Origin of the sequence: Paludibacterium purpuratum (assembly GCF_004363805.1) — a bacterium.
Lineage (GTDB): Bacteria > Pseudomonadota > Gammaproteobacteria > Burkholderiales > Chromobacteriaceae > Paludibacterium > Paludibacterium purpuratum.
The window spans coordinates 61,933-82,295 of record NZ_SNZP01000011.1 but is presented as its reverse complement, the minus strand read 5'-3'; the positions used below and the strand labels follow the sequence as shown (position 1 = coordinate 82,295).

Sequence of the window (20,363 nt, the reverse complement as noted above, 5' to 3'; positions counted from 1 at the left end):
TTGCAGCGCAAAACCACCCGGCTTGCATGGTAGAATCGGCGGGTCGTCACCCAAATCACATATAAGCGCTTCATGGATAAAATCGTCATCGCCAGCCGCGAAAGCCGCCTGGCCATGTGGCAGGCCGAACACATCCGCGCCCGCCTGCAAAGCATGCATCCCGGCCTGACCGTCGAGATCCTCGGCATGACCACCAAGGGCGACCAGATTCTCGACAAGACGTTGGCCAAGATCGGCGGCAAGGGCCTATTCGTCAAAGAGCTGGAGGTGGCGCTGGCCGAAGGCCGCGCCGACTTGGCGGTGCACTCGATCAAAGACGTGCCGATGGTGCTGCCCGACGGTTTCGCGCTCGCCGCCATCTGCACCCGCGAAGACCCGTGCGACGCCTTTGTCAGCAATCGCTACCAAAGCCTTGCCGAGCTGCCCGACGGCGCGGTGGTCGGCACCTCCAGCCTACGGCGCGAGGCGCAGTTGCGCGCCCGCTTTCCGCGTCTGGTCATCCGCCCGCTGCGCGGCAATGTGCAGACCCGGCTGGCCAAGCTCGACAACGGCGACTACGACGCCATCATCCTGGCCGCCGCCGGCCTCAAGCGCCTGGGCCTGGTCGAGCGTATCGCCGCGACCATCGCGGTCGACGACAGCCTGCCGGCCGCCGGCCAAGGCGCGCTCGGCATCGAGATCCGCGCCGACCGTACCGAACTCGCCACACTGCTGGCCGGCCTCAACGACGCCGACACGCACGCTTGCGTCAGCGCCGAACGCACACTGGCACGCGAAATGGGCGGCAGTTGCCAACTGCCGCTCGGCGCTTTCGCCACGCTGCAAGGCGATGTGCTGCACCTCACCGGTCTGCTGGCCCACCCGGACGGCTCCGTGATGCTACGCGCCGACGCCGCCGCGCCGCGCGAATATGCCGAGGCGCTCGGCCGCGCGGTGGCCAAGAAACTGTACGAGCAAGATGCCGGCGCCCTGATCGACGACATCTTGCGGCAACAGCCATGAGCCTGGCCGGCCGCGCCATTCTGATCACCCGCCCGGCGGCGCAAATCGCCGAGCTTGCAACGCTGTTGCGGTCGGAAGGCGCCGAGCCGGTCGACTTTCCCATCATCGATATCCAGCCCGACCCGGCCGCGCTCGCCGCGTTGCCGGCGCAAGCGGCGGCAGCCGACTGGCTGATCTTCGTCAGTCCCAGCGCCATCGACCTAGCCTGGCCGATGCTGGCCGAGCTGCCCGCTCTACCGCGCCTGGCCTGCGTCGGCGCCGCCAGCGCACAAAAACTCGGCAAGCTTGCGCGCCGTCCTGTACTCTACCCCCATGCAGGCAGCGATAGCGCAGCGCTATTGGCCGAACCGGAACTGCAAGCGCTGCGGGATCGGACCGTACTGATCGTGCGCGGCGCGGACGGCCGGGCCGAACTGGGCGACCGACTGTCGGCTCGCGGTGCAGAAGTCGGTTACGCCGACATCTACCGCCGCGTCGACGCCGCCCCCGATTGGACGCACTTCGACCGCTTGCACGCCGCCGGCAGACTCGACGGTTGCATCGTCACCTCGGGAGAAATTGCCGAACGTTTGTTTCGGCTCGCTGGCAGTGGCAGAGCCCGGACGCTACAATGCCTGCAATACTGTGTGCCACACCCTCGTATCGCTGAGCGACTGGCGGCACTAGGCGTGGCGCGGATCGTGACAACCCGGGCGGACGACGCAGCCATGGTCGCCGGCCTCAAAGAATGGTTCTCCCGTCATCCATGAGCGAAACCCAGCACCCGGACGCAGAAAAGTCCGAACAACAAATCCTGCCGCCCCAAGAGAAGAAACCCTTCAACTGGGCGCTCTGGCTGGCCTTGGGCGCCTTGGCCCTGTCGGGCTGGCAGCTCTACAACACCGAGCTCGAACTCTCGTCGATCCGTCGCGCCCTGCCCTCGCACACCGCCGACCCCGCCATCAAGGCACAGGGCGAGCAGTTGCGAGCCACCGACGGCAAGCTGGCGCTACTTGAAGCCAAGTTCAACCAATCGACCAGCCAGTTCGCCACGCTCAGCAGCATGTATCAGGATCTGAGCAAGGTACGCACCGACTGGCTGCTGTCCGAGGTCGGCCATGCGCTGGCGCTCGCAAGCCAGGAACTGCAGCTCGCCGGCAACGTCCCGGCGGCGATTTCCGCGCTGCAAGCGGTCGATGCCCGTCTCGCCACCTTCGATCGCCCCGAGCTCATCGGCGTCAAGAAATCGGTGGCGCACGACCTGGAAGCGCTCAAGGCGCTGCCCTTCCTCGACATCATCGGCCTGTCGGCACGCATCGACAGCCTGAGCCAGGGCGTGGACACGCTGCCGCTGTCGGTCGACATCCAGCGCCAGCCGCAGACGCCGGCCGCCATCGATCGTAACGCCCCATTCTGGAGCCGGTTGATCCGCGACATCTCGCAAAGCTTCGGCGAACTGGTGCGCATCCGCCGCATCGATAAACCCGAGGCGGTGCTGCTGACGCCGGAGCAATCGTTCCAACTGCGCGAAAACCTCAAGCTGCACCTGCTCGACGCGCGCATTGCCCTGCTGCAGCGCAATGCCGCGCCGTTCAAGGCCGACATGGTTGAACTGCAAAGCTACGTCGACCGCTACTTCGACCACAGCGCGCCGACCACCAAGCAATGGCTCGCCGTGCTGGACGAACTCAAGGCGGCGCCGATCAACAACGCCCTGCCCGACTTGTCCGATAGTCTGAAAGCGGTCAATAGCGCGCAGGCCGCGCCGGAGGTCAAGCCGTGAAATTCGTGATCTGGATCACCGGCCTGTTCGCGCTGGCGGTACTGGTCGGTCTGGCCGCCACGGTCAACAACGGCTATGCCATCCTCTATCTGCCGCCTTGGCGCATCGAGTTCTCCTTCAACTTGCTGATCGTCGCCACCATCGCGCTGATTGCCGTCACCTACGGCGCGTTGCGCCTGATCAGCCTGGCGGCGGGGTTGCCGGCCGAAGTACGGCGCTTCCAGCGCCAGAAGCATCTTCGGGAAGCACGCCACGCACTGCGCGACGCCGGCATCGCCTTTTTTGAAGGCCGCTTCCAGAAGGCGGAGCGCGCCGCCATCAAGGCCACCGGCAACGAACATGCGCCGGAAAACAAGGCGCTGGCCCTCTTGATCGCCGCCCGCGCCGCGAGCGCCCAGCGCGACTACGACAAGCGCGACGCGTATCTATCCGGACTCGACGCCCTGCCCGAATCGCTGCAATTGGCGCGCCATATGCAGGAAGCGGAGCTGCGCCTCGAAGCCAAGGACGCCTTGGGCGCGCTGGCCGCCATCGAACGCGCGCGCTCGATCTCGCCCAACCTGACCAACGCTTTGCGGCTGGAACTGAAGATCCGTCTACAGCAAAAGCAGCCCGAGGCCGTGCTTCTGCTGACCGAGAAGCTGCTCAAGGCCGAGGCGCTGGAACCCGAGCAGGCACGGCGCTACCGCCAAGCCGCCTATGGCCAGCAACTGGACACGCGGATCAACGGCCCTGAAATTTTGGAATGGCTGCGCAAGGTGCCGGAAGCCGAGCGCAGGCTGCCCGGCCTGGTGTCGCGCGTCGTCGCCCGCCTGGCCGACGCCGGCGAAGCCGATCAGGCCGCCGCACTGTTGGCCGAAACGCTGGCGGACGAAGACAGCGCCACGCCGGAGTTGACCCGCGAATTGGCCCAACTGGCCGATCAACTGACCGAAACGCGCCGGCTGGCACTGATGAAGGCCGGCGAGGACTGGCTCAAGCAGCGGCCTCGCGATCACATGCTGCTGCTGGCGCTGGGCCGGCTGGCACTGTGCCAACAACTGTGGGGCAAGGCGCAGAACTACCTCGAGGCCAGCCTGTCGATCCAGCCCACGCTGACCGCCCACGCCGAGCTGGCTCGCTTGTTCCAGCAGATCGGCAAGGAGGAGGAGGCCGCGCAGCACTATCATGCCAGTCTCGAACTGGCGTTGAGCCAGGGCCTCTGATACCGACCTACGAACCCGCCGCCCGGCGGGTTCGCTTCATTCCACCGCCCTCTTCGCCAGCATCGCACCGGTCGTCACCTGGAAACTACCGTCCGCCTCGATGGCAAGCGCCGTCCGCACCTCGGCCGGCGCGCCATCCTGCAGCGCGCGGATCGCCTGTACCTGCACAGGCGGCGTGCGCATGCGCGTCACCCAAGCCTCGAACGCCAGACGCGTCGGCCATTGCCGGTGCGATGCCACGGTAAACCCGGCAAGCGTCAGCAGGCGGCGCCATTCCGATGGCGCGCGGTTGCGGATATGCGATCGATCGCGCAGCAGCTCCATCGCCTGCAAATGCGTATCCACCAGCGCCGTCTCGTCCCCTTCGACATCGATCATCAAGAGCATGCCGTCCGGCTTCAGCACCCGGCGCATCTCCGCCAGCGCGGCGGGCAAGGCTTCCCAGTGGTGCGCGCTATAACGGCTCGCCACCAAGTCGAACTGCCCATCGGCGAACGGCAAACAGTGCGCCAGACCCTCGACGGTATCGATCTGGCTCAAACCGCGCGCAGCCGCCTCCCGACTCACCGTATGCAACATCGACGGCGATGGATCGAGTGCCGTCACCCGCGCGCCGCGCTCGGCCAGCGCAAACGCCAAATGGCCGGCGCCGCAGCCGATATCCAGCACCGCCGCCTCGGGCGGCAGAGTCGGCAATACCTGCTCGCGCACCCAGGCCAGATCCGGCCCCTGGGCATGCACCTGACTCGATAGATAGGCTTGCGCCTGCGGATCGAACTGCTGCTGAACCGTTTCTACATGCGCTTTCATGACAATCCTCCTGTAAGAAACCTCAGCCTAGGCGTGCATAATGACAGTTACAAGTTGAGTGCTTATCCTATTATCAATAGCAACAGCCAACAGGATATTTTCGATGCCCGCCACCGCCGACCACCCGCTTGGCCATTTTTTGCGTGCCGTACGCGAACGTCTGCAACCGCAGGACGTCGGCCTAGCGGCGGGCCTGCGGCGGCGCACCCCCGGCCTGCGGCGCGAGGAAGCCGCCGGCCTATGCGGCATCAGCCCCACTTGGTATACCTGGATCGAACAAGGCCGCGCCCAGGCGCTATCGGCGCCGACCCTGGTCGCCATCGCCGATGGGCTGCGCCTATCGCGCGCCGAGCGCCACTACCTGTTCCAACTGGCCGCGCGCGCCGATCCACGGCCCGATGCCCCCGACGCCGACCCGCATGAATTGGCGCCGCTACTGGCCGCCATGCAGTGCCCGGCTTATTTGCTCGATCGCCATTGGGACATCGTGCAGAGCAACGACGCGGCACGTCGGTTGTTCGCCGGCTGGCTCGACCAGCCCGCGGCACAAGGCCACAACCTGCTGCGCTTCGTGTTTCTCGATGAGCGCGCGCCTCGTTGGATCGTCGACTGGCCGGAGCGCGCCCGGCGGCTGGTGGCCGAATTTCGCGCCGATAGCGCGGCACAGCGCCACGACCCGGTGCACTGGATGCTGGTGGAAGAATTGAACAAAGGCAGCGGCGAATTCCGCCGCCTGTGGGCCGCACAAGAGGTGTTGGATCGAGAAGGGGGGCTACGTCGCTTCCATGGCACGGATGGCGAGCGCAGCTATCGGCAATTCACGCTGCAAGTCGCCAAGCATCCCCAGCTCAAGCTGGTGACCCTGGTCGAACAAGCCGGCTGACGCCGCCTCAACCGGCAGGCTGACGCGGCTCGAACTTGGCGCAGTGCGTGGCGAAGAAGGCGCGTACATTGCGCACGCAAGCCTCGGCCGTCAGCAGGCGGTGCGCCAAGCGGTGATAGGCCGCCATATCGGCCAAGGCCAGGATCAACACCATATCCGGCCCGGGCGAGACGCGATAGCACTGCACGACCTCCGGCTCGTTCGCCACCAGCGCCTCGAACGCCGTCAGCGCCTCGGCCGATTGGCGTTCCAGCGAAACCTCCACCACCGCGGTCAGACCGAGCCCCTGTGCAGCCGGTGCCACCAGAGCCACCGTGCGCACAAGCACGCCGGCATCCTTCAGGCGCCGTACCCGCCGCAGACAAGTCGGCGCCGAGGCGTGCACGCGTTCGGCCAACTGCTGATTGCTCACATCGGCATCCTGCTGCAATTGCTGCAGAATGCGCCGATCCAGCTCGTCGAGCTGCAGCATATTTTCACCTTTTCCAAACAAATGAAATATTATTTCATAATGACTTTGTCGTAGTGAATTATTTCAGATATGAAATGAATATGAAAGCAAGTTTTGTCGTGCCGGCTCTAGCATAGCCTCATCACCTGATACGGAGTTCAACCATGTGTGGCATCGTCGGCGCCGTCGCGCAACGCAATATCCTCCCCATCCTGATCGAAGGCCTGAAACGGCTGGAGTACCGCGGTTACGACTCCTGCGGCGTGGCGCTGTACCGGGACGGCCAATTGCAACGGGCGCGCAGCATGGCGCGCGTGGCCGACCTGGCGCAGGCCGCTCGGACAGAGGCGCTCGAGGGCTACACCGGCATCGCCCATACCCGCTGGGCCACCCATGGCCGGCCGGAAACCTGCAACGCCCACCCGCATTTCTCCCCGGCCGACGGCCCGGCGCGCATCGCCGTCTCCCACAACGGCATCATCGAAAACCACGATGTGCTGCGTAAAGAGCTCCAGGCACGCGGTTACCACTTCGCCAGCCAGACCGACAGCGAAGTCATCGCCCACCTGATCGACGACCTGTACCAGGGCGATCTGTTCGAGGCCGTGCAACAAGCGGTGCAACGACTCAACGGCAGCTATGCCATCGCCGTCATCTGCCGCGACGAGCCGCACCGCGTGGTCGGTGCGCGCCAGGGCTCTCCGCTGGTGGTCGGCTTGGGCGACAACGAACACTTTCTGGCCTCCGACGCCATGGCGCTCGCCGGTGTCACCACACGCTTCGTCTATCTGGAGGAAGGCGATGTCGTCGATATCCAGCTGCAACGCTATTGGATTTGCGATATCGATGGTCGCCCAGTCGAGCGTCCGGTGCGCACGCTCAGCGGCCATGACAGCGCGGTCGAACTCGGCCCGTATCGCCACTACATGCAAAAGGAAATCTTCGAGCAGCCGCGCGCGGTGGCCGACACCCTGGCCGACGTGCTGGGCATCATGCCCGAGCTGTTCGGCGACGGTGCCTACCAGGCCCTGCGCCAGACCGGCCGCGTGCTGATCCTGGCCTGCGGCTCCAGCTACTACGCCGGACTGACCGCCAAATACTGGATCGAAAGCCTGGCGCGCGTGCCGGTGGAAGTGGAGATCGCCAGCGAATACCGCTACCGCGACAGCATCCCGCACCCCGACACCCTGGTGGTGGCGATTTCGCAAAGCGGCGAAACCGCCGACACCCTGGCCGCACTGCGCTTCGCCCGCGAACAAGGCATGCCGCTCAATTTGGCGATCTGCAATGTCGCCACCAGCGCGCTGGTGCGCGAGTGCCCGCTGCACTTCCTCACCCGCGCCGGCATGGAAATCGGCGTCGCATCCACCAAGGGCTTCACCACCCAATTGGTAGCGCTCTATCTGCTGGCGCTGTGCCTGGCGCAAGGGCGCGGCCGGTTGGACGACCAAGCGGAATTGCAGCAATTGAAGGCCCTGCGCCACCTCCCCAAGGCGATGGGCGCCGTGCTGGCGCTCGAACCGCAGATCATCGCCTGGGCCGAACGCTTCGCAGGGAAAGAACATGCGCTATTTCTCGGCCGTGGCCTGCACTACCCGGTGGCACTGGAAGGCGCGCTCAAACTCAAGGAGATCTCCTACATCCATGCCGAGGCCTACCCGGCGGGCGAACTCAAGCACGGCCCGTTGGCCCTGGTGAGCGAAGACATGCCGGTGGTGGCGGTGGCTCCCAACGACAAGCTATTGGAAAAACTCAAATCCAACCTGCACGAAGTCGGCGCGCGCGGCGGCCAACTCTACGTGTTCTGCGACCGCGACAGCGCCATCGAACCGGCGGACAACATCAGCGCCATTCGCCTGACCGAGCATTACGGCGCGCTATCACCGATCCTGTACACCCTGGCCATGCAGCTATTGGCCTACCACACCGCCGTGGCGCGCGGCACAGACATCGACAAACCGCGCAACCTGGCCAAGAGCGTGACGGTGGAGTGAACGACCTCAGGCGCGGCCGTTCTGCCGCCGGCCGCGCCTCCGGAGTCGTATAATCGCGATCAATTCCGCCAACCGGTCAGCCTCCATGGAAACGCCGCATCCCTCGATTCAAACCAGCAGCGACTTTCTGCCGTTGGATACGCTTTATGCCTTCGTCGTCGCGGCCGAACAGGGCAATCTCAGCCACGCCGCACTACAGTTGTCGCTCAGCAATGCCAGCATCAGCCAGAAAATCAAAAGCCTGGAGCAGGCGCTGGGCGTGACGGTCTTTCGTCGCTCCACACGCGGGGTGACGTTGACCACGGCGGGCGAGGAGTTGTTGCCGTTGGCCCGGGAAACCGTGCTGGCCAACCAGCGGCTGCTGGCGCGCGGCAAAGCATTGAATAGCCATATCGAGGATGGCCAGTTGCGCATTACCTGCCCCAGCGATTTCGGCGAACGCTACCTGTCGACCATCGTCGCTTCTTTTGCCGAGCAATACCCCGGGGTCGCCATCGACCTGGTGCTCGACAACCAGAAACATGCGCTGGGCTCTTCGCCTTACGACATCACCTTGCGCGGCTATCAACGTTTCACCGACCAACCGCTGGTCGAAGACAACGTCAAAATGCGGGCGATCGCCCAACGGCCGCTTGCCCTTTATGCCTCGCCGAACTATTTGCGCCGCAAAGGTGTGCCAGCCAGCCCCGGCGCCCTGGCGGAGCACGACTGCATCGCCTACCTGCCGAACAACGCGCAGGCGCCTTTTGTCGGCCAGCGGTTCTGCGCCTTTTCCTGGACGATGCGGCGCGAGCGGCAATGGCACGATGTGCCGGTCAGCGGAAAAATCGTCACCAATCACCGCGGTGCGGTCATGAACCTGCTGCTCGGCGGCCAGGGGATCGGCATGTTGTTCATGGATATGGCAGAAGCGCTAGAGCAAAGCGGAGCGCTGACGCACGTGCTACCGGACTGGCGCCAACCGCCGGTCACGCTGTACTTGATCCCGCAAACGGGCGGGCGTACCGCGCTATGCAATCGGTTCATCGACTATCTGCAACAGGCACTCGCCCGCATCCCGGCGCTCGACGTCGCCGGCTATGGTGCCGACTAAAGCTGGGTCAGCAGCGCCCAGCCGGGCAGTGGGACAAGAAATGGATACGGTTGATCAGGCGGCCAGCAGCTTCTCGACATGCGGTCGGGGTCGCTGCGCTGCTTGCCACAAATCCCAAGCGGTCTGCATGTTGAGCCACAGCTCTGGGCTGGTTCCCAACGCTTCGGCCAAGCGAAGCGCCATATCGGCGCTGATGCCCGCATGACCATGTAGGATGCGCGACAGCGCTGGGCGTGTCACACCCAACTTACGTGCGGCATCGGTAACGCTAATACCTTCCAACCAGTCTTGCAGCACCTCGCCAGGGTGTGCCGGGTTATGCATACGGCTCATGTTGAGGTCTCCTAGTGGTAATCCTGGTAATCGACCAGTTCGGCATCGCCATTGGGTAGAAAGCGAAAGGTCAGCCGCCAGTTGGCATTGACCGTCACGGCATCAAGATGTTCGTACCAGACCTAGCTCAATAACACCAGTCCCACCAGCGCCAAAGCCGATGCCATGACCCTGGACTGGGTTTTAGGCGTCGTGCGCCGCTGCAGGAAATCGATCAATTTCGAGCCGAAGACGACATAGACCAAGCCGCTGGAGAATTGAATCGCCAGATACGACAGGCCCAGCACGATGAATTGCTCGCTGTAAGGGGCGCCTGGGCGGATGAATTGCGGAAACAGCGCGCCGAAGAACACGATCGACTTAGGATTGGTGGCGGCGATCGCGAAACCCTTGGCGAAAGTGCCGGGTATACTCGGCCGGCCCACGCCGCGCGCCGAGAGGTCGAAACCGCCCGATGCGATCTGCCGGTACGCCATCCAAAAGAAATAACCCGCGCCCGCCAGCTTGACCGCATGAAACAGCCCTTGCGACTGCGCCGCGATCCACCCCAGGGAAAAGTAGGTCACCGCGATCTGCAGGCAGTAAGCCACCGTTCCCCCGGCAATACCGGCCAGGGAGACATGCCGCGGCAGCGCGATGCCGTTGGATAACGAAAACATCGTCATCGGCCCCGGGCAATACACCACTAGAAAAACCACCCCGCAATAAAGCAGCCATTGATCCATGATACGCATCGGTCAGTTGAGATGGCCAGATTCTATGGCGTGCGGGTCGTACCGGTTAGCCGCACCGGCTAACCGCGGCTGTTAGAAAAACTGAACGTGCGCCGTTGATGGCCACACCGCGCCTCGCGCCGTGCCACCGCCCGCCACCAGCGGCGGTTGTTGTCGGCGCGCCGGATAACCACCGTCTCACCCATGCGCGGTGTCGCCAACGGTACGCCGTGAGCCTCGGCCAGTGCGACGATGTGCTCGAACGGCGCGTCCCAAGCATGCAGCGCCAGGTCGAAGGTGCCGTTGTGGATCGGCAGCAGCACGCGGCCCTTCAAGTCGAAATGCGCCTGCAAGGTCTGTTCCGGCTGCATGTGCACGGCCGGCCAGTTGACGTCGTAGGCACCGGTTTCCATCAAGGTCAGATCGAAGGGGCCGTAACGGTCGCCGATGGTTTTGAAACCGTCGAAATAGCCCGAATCGCCGCTGAAGAACACGCGCAGATCGCCTGCCAACATGACCCATGACGCCCACAACGTGCGGTTGCCGTCGAACAACCCGCGACCGGAGAAATGCTGTGCCGGGGTGGCGACGAAGCGCACGCCGGCGACCGCCGTCTCTTGCCACCAATCCAGTTGCCGCACTTTGGCCGGATCGATGCCCCAACCAATCAACCTTTCGCCCACGCCCAGCGGGGTCAGAAACCATGCCGTCTTGCCCGCCAGCTGCATGATCGCCGCACGATCCAAGTGGTCGTAATGGTCGTGCGAGAGAATCACCGCCTGGATCGGCGGCAACTCGTCGATGCCGATCGGCGCCGGATGAAAGCGGCGCGGGCCCGCCCACTGCACCGGTGAGGCGCGTTTGGCGAACACCGGATCGGTCAGCCAAAAGACGCCATGCAGCTTGAGCAGCACCGTCGAGTGGCCCAAGCGCCACAGCGAGCCGTCCGCGGCGGCATCCAGTTGCGCTCGCGTCAACGACACCAGCGGGATCGCCCCGCCGGGAACCGTGTCGACCGGCTTATTGAACAGAAACTGCCACATGAGACCAAGCATCTTCCATCGCCCTCCTTCTGGCGGGCCGGCCAGGCGACGCGATTGCGCCGCGCGCGATTCGGCGGATTGACGAGCAACAGTGGCGGAGGCGGCGTTTGGCATGGTGAGGTGGCCAGAAAAATGTATACTACACAGTGTAGTTTCTGTTTTGAGAAAAGTAAACTCATCAGTGTAAAATGCAACATCCACTCGATGCCGATACTCATGACGCCCGCACAACGACTCACCGACCGCAAACGCGCGGCCATCCTGCAAGCCGCCACCGCCGAATTCCGCGACAACGGTTTCGACGCCACCAGCATGGACAAGATCGCCGCGCGCGCCGAAGTCTCCAAGCGCACGGTGTACAACCATTTCGCCAGTAAAGAAGCGCTATTCACGGAAATCCTGCTGCAGCTGTGGCACAGCAGCCAGGAGCGGATGGCGTGCGACTACCGCGCCGACCAACCCGTGGCCGCACAACTGCGCGCGCTGCTGCAATCGAAAATGGCTTTGCTCGCCGACGGTAACTTCATGGATCTGGCACGCGTCGCCATCGCCGAAACCATCCACGCCCCCGAACGGGCGCGGGAAATGGTGGCGCGGATGGACGAGCGCGAGGAAAACATCGTCGGCTGGATCCGTGCCGCGCAAACGGACGGCAAACTCAAAGCCGTCGACCCCGTCTTCGCCGCCAACCAATTGCATGCGCTGGTCAAGGCATTCGCCTTCTGGCCGCAGATCACGCTGGGACAACCGCCCTTGTCCGACGCCATGCAACGTCAGGTCGTGGATAGCGCGGTGACGATGTTCCTCGCGCAGTACGCCGTGCCCGAGTCGCAGGCAATGCACGGATTTTAGGGGTGTGGAGAATTTGTGCGTTGCTTCGCGAACGCACACTACCGAATGCAAACTACCCGTAGTCAGATCAAATCCATTGCCGTCATCCCGTTGTAATGTCTTCATATAAAGCTACTTCCTTGCATACACCTCAGGAATTGCCGCAATGGACCATCTTGACCTTGCCACCTTCCGGCCCCACCACTTCGATGCCTGCCGCGAAGACTTTGCCGGCAACGGCGATATCGGCCGTTATGTGATCATTCCCGGCTCCAACGGCCGGGCCGGCGAAATCGCCGACCGTTATTTTCACAATGTCACGGTCAAACCCAGCCCGCGCGGGCACCACCTCTACCTGGGCGAGATGGTGCGCGACGGCCGCACCATCCAGATGGCCGCCATCGCCACCGGCATGGGCGCGCCCAGCGTGGATCTGATCTTGAGCGAGCTGATTTTCCTCGGCGCACGCCGTTTTCTACGCATCGGCACGGCCGGCGGGATGCAGCCGGACGTACGTGTCGGCGATGTGGTGTTCGCCACGGCCGCCGTGCGCGACGAAAGCACCAGCGGCAACTATGTACCGCCCTGTTTCCCGGCGGTGGCGGATCTGGAGATGGCGCTCGCCGCGCGCCAACTGGCCGCCGGTCGCGACCACGCGGTGAAGTTCGGCATCGTGCACTCCAAGGATTCGCTGTATGCGCGCGAATTCCTCTGCGGGCCGATGGCGGACGAACACCGCGCCTTCATGGCCAAGCTACGCGCCTATGGCGTGGTGGCGTCGGAAATGGAGGCCTCGCATCTATTCGTGCTGTCGCAGGTCTACGCTCGCCAAATGGGCCAAGCGATCCGCAGCGGCTGCGTGCTGGGCGTGATCGGCGACGACAGCCCGTTCGCCGATTCGGCGCTGTGCACCCAGGCCATCGAACGTGCGGTGGACTTCGGCGTAGAGTTGGTGGGCCGGTTGGCGCTGAGCGAAATGCCCTGAGCAAACGAAAACGGCCCGCCCCCCCGAACGGGGAGCGGGCCGCCTCGAGCGATCATCCTTAGATACTGACCCAGTCGATCGCCCGGCAATCGGGCAGGCCGTCCTTGTCCCACGGCACGGCCGCGGGGCCGGCCAACAATGGCCGCAGATAGTCGAGATAAGCCGGCGTGACCCACAAGTTGTCGGCGTCGATGAATTCGGCCGGCATGCGGCGTTCGCGGTCGCCGATCGATGCGAGCGGCACCGGTTCGACCTCCCAAGAGGGCGTGTCGGTCGCCCGGCGCGCGAAGGCGGTCATCACGCCCTGCTTGCCGTTCACCGCCCACTCCACGGCGGTACTGCCGGCCTGGTGGGCCAAACGCAGGTCGACGGCCGACGCCAGATGGCGTGCCGCGCGCTGCAAGCAATCCACCTGGGCCACATGGCTCGTCATGCCCAACTCGCGCTTGACCAAGCCCGCCAGCCAAGTGCCGACGCCGCCCAATTGTTCGTGGCCATAGGTCGCGTCGGGACGGAACTCGGCCAGCGGCCGGCCGTCGGCGCCTTCCAACCCCTCGGCCACGGCGATCGCGCAGTGGCCATGCTCATCCAGGCTTTGCCGCACCTTCCGCAAAAAGCGCTCGGCGTCGAAAGTCGCCTCCGGCAGCAGAATCAGTTGCGGGGCGTCGCCGGCATATTGCGCCGCGGCGGCGGTCGATGCCGCTAGCCAGCCGGTGTGGCGGCCCATGGTTTCCATGATGAAGATGCGTCGCTGCGCCATGCTGGCCATGTCCACGGCCACTTCGCGCATCTGGGTCGCCAAAAAACGTGCGGCGGAGGGGAAGCCGGGGCTGAAATCGGTGCCGACCAGGTCGTTGTCGATGGTCTTGGGAATGCCGATCACGCGTAGCGGGTAGCCGGTGTGTTGTTCGAACTCCACAAAGCGGGCCGCGCAGCCGATGCTACCGTTGCCGCCATTGATCAGCAGGTGATGGATATCGTGCCGCTCCAACACGTCGCGCAGCGCCAGCCACTCCTGCGGCGCTTCTTCCCAGGTCGGCAACATGTGCCGGCTGACGCCGAAGCTGGCGCCGGGCAAAGTCGATAGCCGAGCGATTTCCGCATCGGTGGCGCGCGTGGTATCGACCAACTCGCCCTTCACCAAGCCAGCCAGACCATCGCGCGCGGCGTAGAGCGGCAGATCCAGCCGGCGGGCGGCTTCGATCACGCCCTGGGCCGAGGCATTGAGCACGGCGGTCGGGCCGCCGGATTGCAGGTACAACAGAGGAGAGGCCGTCATGGTGTCGCTTTCCGCTCCGAACGGTATCGTCATTGGCGATGTGCCAGCACCATTTCAGCACACCACAGACCGCACAGCCACCCGTAGTTGGCGACAAGATTTGACGCTGGACAAGGAAAACCCCGCGAATAACTCGCGGGGCGGATCGAGACGAGGCTAGAGCGACTCCTTGGATTCACCCCAGCCGGAACCGCTTGAGGATTTGCAGCTGTTGCTCCGACACCTGCTTCAGGTCCTGTGCGGTTTTCGAGGTATTGGCGGCGCTATCGCTCACCTGACTGGCCATCTCGGCAATATTGGCGATTTGCTTGGTAATGCTCTGGTTGGCGACGCGCTGCTGGTCGAGCGCATCGGCGATACTGGAAACGGAATGCGCCGCGCTACTGGAAGCGTTGCCGATGGCCTTGATCGACTGGTCGGCTTGATCCGCGCGCTCCACGCTGCCAGTCACCAGTTGTTCGGCTTCGTGCATCTGACTGACCGCCTGTTGCGCCGCCTCTTCCATGGCGCGCAGATTCTCGCCGATCTCCCGCGTCGAGGCCGCCGTGCGCTCGGCCAGCTTGCGCACTTCATCCGCCACCACCGCGAACCCCCGGCCGGCTTCGCCGGCGCGCGCGGCTTCGATCGCGGCGTTGAGCGCCAGCAGATTGGTCTGATCCGCCACCTCGCGAATCACCTGCACCACGCCGGTGATCTGCGAGCTTTGCGCACTCAAATTAACAATGGCATTGGCGGTATTGGCCACCACGCTGGAGATCTGGCGGATATCCTGGATGGTGTGCGAAATGATGTCCGATCCGGATAGCGCCAATTCACTGCTTTCTTGCGATTGAACCTGCACTTGCTGAGTCTGATCGGCGATCAGGCTGACACTGCCGGCCACCTCCTCCACGCGACCGGCCACCTCTTTCGAACTGCTACCTTGCTCGGACGCCGCATGCAGGATATTGTCCGCGGCCACATTGACTTGGGTGGAATGTTCGAGCACGGTCATCGCGCGTGCCGAGAGATCGAGCAAATCCTTCTGCAAATGCGCAAGCAACGCATTGAAAGCCTCGGCGGTCTGCCCGATCTCGTCTTGTCCCGTCAACGGCGCCCGCAGCGTGAAGTCATTGCGCTGGCTGACCTCGCGCATGGTCGAGCGCATCGACTCCAATGCACCCAGCAGCTTTTTGCCCAAGAAGGTCAGGCCGCCGATAATCAGTAGCAACGCCACCAACAGCGTCGCACCGATGACGATACGGATGTGTAGCTCGGTATCCTGCGACTCGGCTCGCACTTGATCGGCATCCTGGACAACTTGGGTGATGAATTGCTCAAGCTGGGTCTGAAACGGCTGGAAGCCGCCATGGTAGAGCGTCACCACCTGATCGTTGGCGCTTTTGGCATCGTGGGTCGCCAGCTGTATCAGCCCTTGCGAACGCGTGTCGTAATCCTTCCACATCGCCAGCAAGCGATTGCGGGTTTCGACACGTTCGGGATTGTCCTGCAGGGTCTGCAAGCGTTCGGACCAGCGACCGATATTCTGCTCGGCATCGGCGAAGATTTTCTTGGTGTCGGCGCTGGTCGGATCGAGCTCGATGGTCGACAGTGCGCTACCTTTGATTTCCGTCACACCTTGGATCGCAAGTTGCTGGCGGTGAACCGAGCCCGCTTCGCGGCTCAAGGCATCGAGACCGACCCAGGTCACCGCCATGCAAGCAAGCATGGCCAAGAAAACGATGCCCGCAAACAACTGCAGTTGCCGCTTGATGGTCAACATCGTGCCCCCTGACAGCCCGCGTCTTGGCGATATCAAGGGTGCGCGAGCAATTGTTAGTGTTTTACTCTGTCATAGTAAATCATTATAAATATGTCAATTATATGGCACAAAAACCGACCTCCCCGTTAAACCCAACGCCCCCCGCCATCCACGTGCAACACCTCCCCGGAAATGAAGCCGTTGCTCATCAGTAGCAAGATGGCGCGTGCCACATCGTCGGCGTGGCCGATGCGCTTGACCGGCAACGATGCCGCCACGGATTCGCTCACCTGCGCCTTGCTGTCGCCGAGTAGCACATCCAGTAGCGGCGTGTCGATCATGCCCGGCGCCACGGCGTTGACGCGAATCGGCGCCAACTCCAGCGCCAGCGCGCGTACCAGTGACTCGACCGCGGCGACTGCCGCCGCCATGATCGCGCCGACCCCGAGCGGTCGAGCCGCCAGTTGCGCCGACATCAGGGTGATCGAGCCGGTCGGCGCCAGGCGGGGCGCCGCGGCCTGTATAGCCAACAGCGGGCCGATCAACCGTTCGTCCGATACCCGCTGCAAATCCTCGGCACGGCTATCTTGCAGCGCGGTAAGACGAGCCGTGCCCGCCGTGACGATGAGATGGTCGATAACGGGTAGGTCGCGAAATGCCGCGCTCAGCGTGGCAGGCGCCAGCAAATCGGCGCACAGCAACCTGGCCCCCTCGACCGCTTCGGCGGCTTGCTGCAGTTTGGCGCGCTGACGCGCCACCAAGGTGACCTCGGCCCCCAAGTACCGGGCACAGCGAGCCGTGGCCAGACCGATACCGGACGAGCCGCCAAGTACCACGACATGCTGGCCTTCCAGCGCCGGGAACAAAGAAGCGCCCGGTGCGCTTTGCAATGCGATTGCCATGTTCTCTCTCCTTTCGTCAACGATGCGCTATCGTCAGCTATCGGCAATGTTTTGAGAACGCCGGCAATACCGATTACATTCATCGGTAAATTTGATAAATTGCAGTATGGATCTCTTCTCCGCCATGCGCATCTACACCCGAGTGGTCGAATGCGGCGGCTTATCGGCCGCGGCGCGCGACCTCGGCATCGGCCAGCCGGCGGTGAGCGAGCGCATCCGCCAATTGGAACGGCATGTCGGCGCGCGCCTGCTCGACCGCACCACCCGCTCGGTGCAGCCGACCGATGCCGGCGTGCGCTTTTATCAACAAGCCAAAGCAGCCTTGGAAGCCGCCGAAGCCGCACTGGCCGGCGTCGCCGCCCAAGATGCCGGCTTGAGCGGCACGCTGCGCATTGCCGCACCGCATGGTCTGGGCGAACTGCTGCTGCCGCCCTTGTTGGTCGCACTGCAACAACAGCACCCGGCATTGACGGTCAACCTGGTGCTCAACGACCGCTTCGTCGATCCGGTCGCCGAAGGCGTCGACTTGTCGCTGCGAGTCGGCGCGCTCGGCAATGGCGGCTTTATCGCCTGCCCGCTGGGCACCGTGCGCCGGGCGATTCTGGCCGCCCCTCGCTACCTGGCACGGCATGGCACCCCCACGACACCCGGCGAGCTCGTCGCCCACCCCTTCATCCGCATCGCCGGCCTGACAAGCAACGAGACCTTGCCGTTGCTCGACCGCCACGGCGCGCCCTGCGAGGCGCCGATTCGCACCGCCTGGCGCTGTAATCACTGGCGCCCGCTATTGGAAGCGCTGCTGGCCGGCGCCGGTATCGGTGTCCTGCAGTTACCCGCCTGCCAAACAGCGCTGGCCGATGGGCAATTGCGGGAAATCCTGCCCGATTACCGGCTGGCGCCGCTGCCGGTTCACGCCATCTACCCCGCCGGGCGCCATACCCCCGCCAAGACCCGGGCCTTGCTGGCCCTACTGCAAGAACGATGGCCTCAGACGCCGCAGCCGGCCTAGACCGTCCCCAAGTCGCAGTCCTCCCTTTTTCAACTTTGTTACATATCGATAGAGCAGCGTGGCCGCCATGCCGCTCATGCTCACGTCATCTCAAGCGATTGATTAATCGCCACTAAAAATCGCCGGCGGCATGCCTCGGCGGATGGAGCCGGTATTTAGAACAGGCTGGCATTGCAATACATTTGCATATATTGGCTAGAGCTGCCTTTACGGTGACATAAAAATGCCGTGCGGGTTTGCCTCCGGATTCACCCCATCTCGATGAATATACTGACGAGGACAGCAAGCCGATGAAACGAAAATTCCTGTCTGGTCTGGCCGGGGCGGCGCAAATCGTCGCACTGACATTCTGCGCCCCATACGTCCTGGCGCAACCGGCTCAACCAGCGACGATCAAGGCCGCGCGCACCCTGGCCGACCAACCTTATCATGACAACACCGTCTATAAATTCGGCGCCAACGATTTCCTGCCGATCAGTCAGGTAACGGAAAACGCCGCCATCACGCACGGCCAAGCGAAGATCAAAGGCCAAACAATCGCCTACACGGCGACCGCCGGGCACTTGACCGCCACCGACCCGCAGAGCGGACAGCCGAAGGCGTCGGTTTTCTACGTGGCTTACACCGCTGACGGGAAAAAGGCCGCGAACCGGCCGGTCACCTTCTTCTACAACGGCGGCCCGGGCTCTTCGTCGGTCTGGCTGCACCTCGGCGCCTACGCCCCCAAGCGCATCGTCACGGGCGATCCCGCCACCGACAAGCCCCAACCGTTCCCGTTCGTCGATAACATGCAGAGCCTGATCGACACCACCGACATGGTGTACGTCGACGCAGTCGGCACCGGCCTGTCCGAAGCGATCGCACCGCATACCAACAGCGCATTCTGGGGTGTGGATGCCGATGCGTCGGTATTCCGCGACTTCATCACCCGCTACCTGCAGGTCAACCAGCGCGCCGCCTCGCCCAAGTATCTGTTCGGCGAGTCATACGGCACGCCGCGCTCCGACGTGCTTGCCAACCAGTTGGAAGTGGCCGGCACCCACCTCACCGGCGTGATCCTGCAATCCGCCATCCTGAACTACAACTCGAACGCGGACATGGGCACCGGCTCCTTCAGCGGTTACATGCCCGGCTATGCCGCGGTCGGCGCGTTTTTCAACATGGTGACGCCGCCGCCCACACAACTGGCACCGTTCCTGAGCAAAATGCGCAGCTTCGCGGCGGGCAAATATGAACCGGCGGTTCAGGCGTTGCTGACGTCGCACACTCAACCGTCGCCTGCTTTGCTGGCGCAACTTCAGGCGAACACCGGCTATCCGGCGGCACAGTGGGGCGCCAACTTCAACCTGGACGAAACCACCTTCCGTTCGAACCTGATTCCGGGATACCTGCTCGGCCGCTATGACGGCCGCGTCATCGCCGCCAACGGTAGCCCCTTGGCCGCCGACGGCGACCCGTCCGATACGCTGATCGCCAAGCCGTTCGCCGACCGCATGAAGGACTATCTGCCCAACGGCTTGAAGTACTACGCGGCCACCGCCTACAACATGGTCAACGACGACATTATCAACGCCTGGGTCTGGACCCACGACGGGCTGGCGATGCCGGACACCATCCCCGACCTGGCCTCGGCAATGTATCTGAACCCCAAGTTGAAGGTGTTTTCGATCAACGGCTACCACGACCTCGCTACACCGTTCTACATCACGGAGCAAGATCTTGGCCGCCTCGGCACGGTATCCGGCTTGCAGATCGGTCACTACCCCGGCGGACACATGACCTATCTTTACGACCCGGCGCGCCCGAGTATGAAGTATGACCTGGTCAAATTCTATGAACGCCAGATGTGATGCGTGCCGTACGCGCATCCGTTATTCGCACTGATACAGGGACTGATATGAAACACATTGCCCCCTTTTCCACGCTGATTGTTTCGCTGCTGATCGCCCTGCTGGCCGGCACGGCTCAGGCCCAGACCGCCAATGCCACCTCCGCACCGCACTCGCGAGCCGGACTGGCGCAACTAGGCGATCCTTACGTGCCGCCGCGCGTCAAGGCAGCGGCGCGCGCCATGGCCGTGGCGCCGACCACCAGCGGTGCCAGCTTGCAAGCCCAGGCCCTGGGCAAACTGCAACAGAAGTTCAATCAGGCCGACCTAGACCACACCGGCCGCATCACCAAGACCCAAGCCAAGCAAACCGGCTTCGGTTTCGTGGCCAATCACTTCGAGCAGATCGACGCACAACATCGCGGCAGCGTGTCGTTCGACGAGCTCAAAACGTTCATGCGCGCCAACGGCGCGAATTTCTAACGCGCCTCGCCGCCGG

20 protein-coding genes are annotated in these 20,363 nt (G+C 63.7%); 12 read left to right on the top strand and 8 right to left on the bottom strand.

Annotation, left to right across the window (positions count from 1 at the left end):
• Positions 1-72: 72 nt before the first annotated feature.
• Genes hemC through DFP86_RS13845 form a run of 4 tightly spaced genes read left to right on the top strand, consistent with a single transcriptional unit; the run spans position 73 to position 3,969 of the window.
• Positions 73-1,002: a hydroxymethylbilane synthase gene (hemC, locus tag DFP86_RS13860; protein WP_133682224.1), complete on the top strand. Its 930-nt coding sequence runs from the start codon at positions 73-75 to the stop codon at positions 1,000-1,002.
• The gene (locus DFP86_RS13855; protein WP_133682222.1) at positions 999-1,751 is read left to right on the top strand and encodes a uroporphyrinogen-III synthase; all 753 of its coding nucleotides are present in this window, start codon (positions 999-1,001) and stop codon (positions 1,749-1,751) included. The genes hemC and DFP86_RS13855 overlap by 4 nt, the downstream gene beginning before the upstream one ends.
• Entirely contained in the window at positions 1,748-2,764 is a 1,017-nt protein-coding gene (locus DFP86_RS13850; protein ID WP_133682219.1) for a uroporphyrinogen-III C-methyltransferase, read from the top strand. The genes DFP86_RS13855 and DFP86_RS13850 overlap by 4 nt, the downstream gene beginning before the upstream one ends.
• Complete coding sequence (locus DFP86_RS13845) at positions 2,761-3,969, top strand: heme biosynthesis HemY N-terminal domain-containing protein (RefSeq protein ID WP_133682217.1); 1,209 nt, start codon at positions 2,761-2,763, stop codon at positions 3,967-3,969. The genes DFP86_RS13850 and DFP86_RS13845 overlap by 4 nt, the downstream gene beginning before the upstream one ends.
• Positions 3,970-4,005: 36 nt before the next feature.
• On the opposite strand, the gene DFP86_RS13840 is transcribed toward DFP86_RS13845, so the two are convergent.
• The gene (locus DFP86_RS13840) at positions 4,006-4,779 is read right to left on the bottom strand and encodes a class I SAM-dependent methyltransferase (protein ID WP_133682215.1); all 774 of its coding nucleotides are present in this window, start codon (positions 4,777-4,779) and stop codon (positions 4,006-4,008) included.
• Positions 4,780-4,882: 103 nt separating this feature from the next.
• Between DFP86_RS13840 and DFP86_RS13835 the strand changes: the two genes are divergently transcribed.
• On the top strand, positions 4,883-5,662 hold the full coding sequence (locus DFP86_RS13835) for a helix-turn-helix transcriptional regulator (RefSeq protein ID WP_133682213.1): 780 nt from the start codon (positions 4,883-4,885) through the stop codon (positions 5,660-5,662).
• 7 nt (positions 5,663-5,669) lie between these two features.
• Here DFP86_RS13835 and DFP86_RS13830 read toward each other — a convergent pair whose 3' ends face one another.
• The gene (locus DFP86_RS13830; RefSeq protein WP_133682211.1) at positions 5,670-6,134 is read right to left on the bottom strand and encodes an Lrp/AsnC family transcriptional regulator; all 465 of its coding nucleotides are present in this window, start codon (positions 6,132-6,134) and stop codon (positions 5,670-5,672) included.
• A gap of 143 nt (positions 6,135-6,277) precedes the next feature.
• Between DFP86_RS13830 and glmS the strand changes: the two genes are divergently transcribed.
• Both glmS and DFP86_RS13820 read left to right on the top strand, forming a co-directional pair.
• The gene (gene glmS, locus DFP86_RS13825; protein ID WP_133682209.1) at positions 6,278-8,107 is read left to right on the top strand and encodes a glutamine--fructose-6-phosphate transaminase (isomerizing); all 1,830 of its coding nucleotides are present in this window, start codon (positions 6,278-6,280) and stop codon (positions 8,105-8,107) included.
• Between the two features lie 85 nt (positions 8,108-8,192).
• A complete protein-coding gene (locus tag DFP86_RS13820) occupies positions 8,193-9,200 on the top strand; it encodes a LysR family transcriptional regulator (protein ID WP_133682207.1) in 1,008 nt (335 codons plus the stop codon).
• A 54-nt stretch (positions 9,201-9,254) separates the two neighbouring features.
• On the opposite strand, the gene DFP86_RS13815 is transcribed toward DFP86_RS13820, so the two are convergent.
• The 3 genes from DFP86_RS13815 to DFP86_RS13805 all read right to left on the bottom strand — a co-directional run bounded on the left by DFP86_RS13815 (position 9,255) and on the right by DFP86_RS13805 (position 11,301).
• Positions 9,255-9,533 carry a HigA family addiction module antitoxin gene (locus DFP86_RS13815; protein WP_133682205.1) on the bottom strand — a complete coding sequence of 93 codons (279 nt, stop codon included), beginning with the start codon at positions 9,531-9,533 and terminating at the stop codon, positions 9,255-9,257.
• Positions 9,534-9,655: 122 nt separating this feature from the next.
• On the bottom strand, positions 9,656-10,258 hold the full coding sequence (locus DFP86_RS13810) for a LysE family translocator (RefSeq protein WP_166642278.1): 603 nt from the start codon (positions 10,256-10,258) through the stop codon (positions 9,656-9,658).
• A 68-nt stretch (positions 10,259-10,326) separates the two neighbouring features.
• Complete coding sequence (locus DFP86_RS13805) at positions 10,327-11,301, bottom strand: MBL fold metallo-hydrolase (RefSeq protein WP_243729400.1); 975 nt, start codon at positions 11,299-11,301, stop codon at positions 10,327-10,329.
• A 204-nt stretch (positions 11,302-11,505) separates the two neighbouring features.
• On the opposite strand from DFP86_RS13805, the gene DFP86_RS13800 reads away from it, so the two are divergent.
• On the top strand, positions 11,506-12,141 hold the full coding sequence (locus DFP86_RS13800; RefSeq protein WP_133682199.1) for a TetR/AcrR family transcriptional regulator: 636 nt from the start codon (positions 11,506-11,508) through the stop codon (positions 12,139-12,141).
• A gap of 145 nt (positions 12,142-12,286) precedes the next feature.
• The gene (locus DFP86_RS13795; RefSeq protein ID WP_133682197.1) at positions 12,287-13,105 is read left to right on the top strand and encodes a phosphorylase family protein; all 819 of its coding nucleotides are present in this window, start codon (positions 12,287-12,289) and stop codon (positions 13,103-13,105) included.
• Between the two features lie 58 nt (positions 13,106-13,163).
• Here DFP86_RS13795 and DFP86_RS13790 read toward each other — a convergent pair whose 3' ends face one another.
• From DFP86_RS13790 to DFP86_RS13780, 3 genes are all read right to left on the bottom strand, one after another.
• The gene (locus tag DFP86_RS13790; protein WP_133682195.1) at positions 13,164-14,384 is read right to left on the bottom strand and encodes a 6-phosphofructokinase; all 1,221 of its coding nucleotides are present in this window, start codon (positions 14,382-14,384) and stop codon (positions 13,164-13,166) included.
• A gap of 175 nt (positions 14,385-14,559) precedes the next feature.
• Positions 14,560-16,146 (bottom strand): methyl-accepting chemotaxis protein, encoded by a 1,587-nt coding sequence (locus DFP86_RS13785; RefSeq protein ID WP_133682193.1) that lies wholly within the window; start codon positions 16,144-16,146, stop codon positions 14,560-14,562.
• Between the two features lie 125 nt (positions 16,147-16,271).
• Positions 16,272-17,027 carry an SDR family oxidoreductase gene (locus DFP86_RS13780; RefSeq protein WP_208108345.1) on the bottom strand — a complete coding sequence of 252 codons (756 nt, stop codon included), beginning with the start codon at positions 17,025-17,027 and terminating at the stop codon, positions 16,272-16,274.
• A gap of 106 nt (positions 17,028-17,133) precedes the next feature.
• Here DFP86_RS13780 and DFP86_RS13775 point away from each other — a divergent pair, with 106 nt between their 5' ends.
• The 3 genes from DFP86_RS13775 (at position 17,134) to DFP86_RS13765 (ending at position 20,347) form a co-directional block, all read left to right on the top strand.
• A complete protein-coding gene (locus DFP86_RS13775; protein WP_133682190.1) occupies positions 17,134-18,036 on the top strand; it encodes a LysR family transcriptional regulator in 903 nt (300 codons plus the stop codon).
• Positions 18,037-18,326: 290 nt separating this feature from the next.
• A complete protein-coding gene (locus tag DFP86_RS13770; RefSeq protein ID WP_133682189.1) occupies positions 18,327-19,886 on the top strand; it encodes a S10 family peptidase in 1,560 nt (519 codons plus the stop codon).
• 47 nt (positions 19,887-19,933) lie between these two features.
• Positions 19,934-20,347: an EF-hand domain-containing protein gene (locus DFP86_RS13765; protein ID WP_133682188.1), complete on the top strand. Its 414-nt coding sequence runs from the start codon at positions 19,934-19,936 to the stop codon at positions 20,345-20,347.
• Positions 20,348-20,363 lie beyond the last annotated feature (16 nt).

Coding starts and splice junctions, on each gene's coding strand:
- DFP86_RS13800 (WP_133682199.1), top strand. CDS start 11,506: ATGACGCCCGCACAACGACTCACCGACCGCAAACGCGCGGCCATCCTG.
- DFP86_RS13795 (WP_133682197.1), top strand. CDS start 12,287: ATGGACCATCTTGACCTTGCCACCTTCCGGCCCCACCACTTCGATGCC.
- DFP86_RS13775 (WP_133682190.1), top strand. CDS start 17,134: ATGGATCTCTTCTCCGCCATGCGCATCTACACCCGAGTGGTCGAATGC.
- DFP86_RS13810 (WP_166642278.1), bottom strand. CDS start 10,258: ATGGATCAATGGCTGCTTTATTGCGGGGTGGTTTTTCTAGTGGTGTAT.
- hemC (WP_133682224.1), top strand. CDS start 73: ATGGATAAAATCGTCATCGCCAGCCGCGAAAGCCGCCTGGCCATGTGG.
- DFP86_RS13765 (WP_133682188.1), top strand. CDS start 19,934: ATGAAACACATTGCCCCCTTTTCCACGCTGATTGTTTCGCTGCTGATC.
- DFP86_RS13805 (WP_243729400.1), bottom strand. CDS start 11,301: ATGCTTGGTCTCATGTGGCAGTTTCTGTTCAATAAGCCGGTCGACACG.
- DFP86_RS13785 (WP_133682193.1), bottom strand. CDS start 16,146: ATGTTGACCATCAAGCGGCAACTGCAGTTGTTTGCGGGCATCGTTTTC.
- DFP86_RS13830 (WP_133682211.1), bottom strand. CDS start 6,134: ATGCTGCAGCTCGACGAGCTGGATCGGCGCATTCTGCAGCAATTGCAG.
- DFP86_RS13790 (WP_133682195.1), bottom strand. CDS start 14,384: ATGACGGCCTCTCCTCTGTTGTACCTGCAATCCGGCGGCCCGACCGCC.
- DFP86_RS13840 (WP_133682215.1), bottom strand. CDS start 4,779: ATGAAAGCGCATGTAGAAACGGTTCAGCAGCAGTTCGATCCGCAGGCG.
- DFP86_RS13820 (WP_133682207.1), top strand. CDS start 8,193: ATGGAAACGCCGCATCCCTCGATTCAAACCAGCAGCGACTTTCTGCCG.
- DFP86_RS13770 (WP_133682189.1), top strand. CDS start 18,327: ATGAAACGAAAATTCCTGTCTGGTCTGGCCGGGGCGGCGCAAATCGTC.
- DFP86_RS13835 (WP_133682213.1), top strand. CDS start 4,883: ATGCCCGCCACCGCCGACCACCCGCTTGGCCATTTTTTGCGTGCCGTA.
- DFP86_RS13855 (WP_133682222.1), top strand. CDS start 999: ATGAGCCTGGCCGGCCGCGCCATTCTGATCACCCGCCCGGCGGCGCAA.
- glmS (WP_133682209.1), top strand. CDS start 6,278: ATGTGTGGCATCGTCGGCGCCGTCGCGCAACGCAATATCCTCCCCATC.
- DFP86_RS13850 (WP_133682219.1), top strand. CDS start 1,748: ATGAGCGAAACCCAGCACCCGGACGCAGAAAAGTCCGAACAACAAATC.
- DFP86_RS13815 (WP_133682205.1), bottom strand. CDS start 9,533: ATGAGCCGTATGCATAACCCGGCACACCCTGGCGAGGTGCTGCAAGAC.
- DFP86_RS13780 (WP_208108345.1), bottom strand. CDS start 17,027: ATGGCAATCGCATTGCAAAGCGCACCGGGCGCTTCTTTGTTCCCGGCG.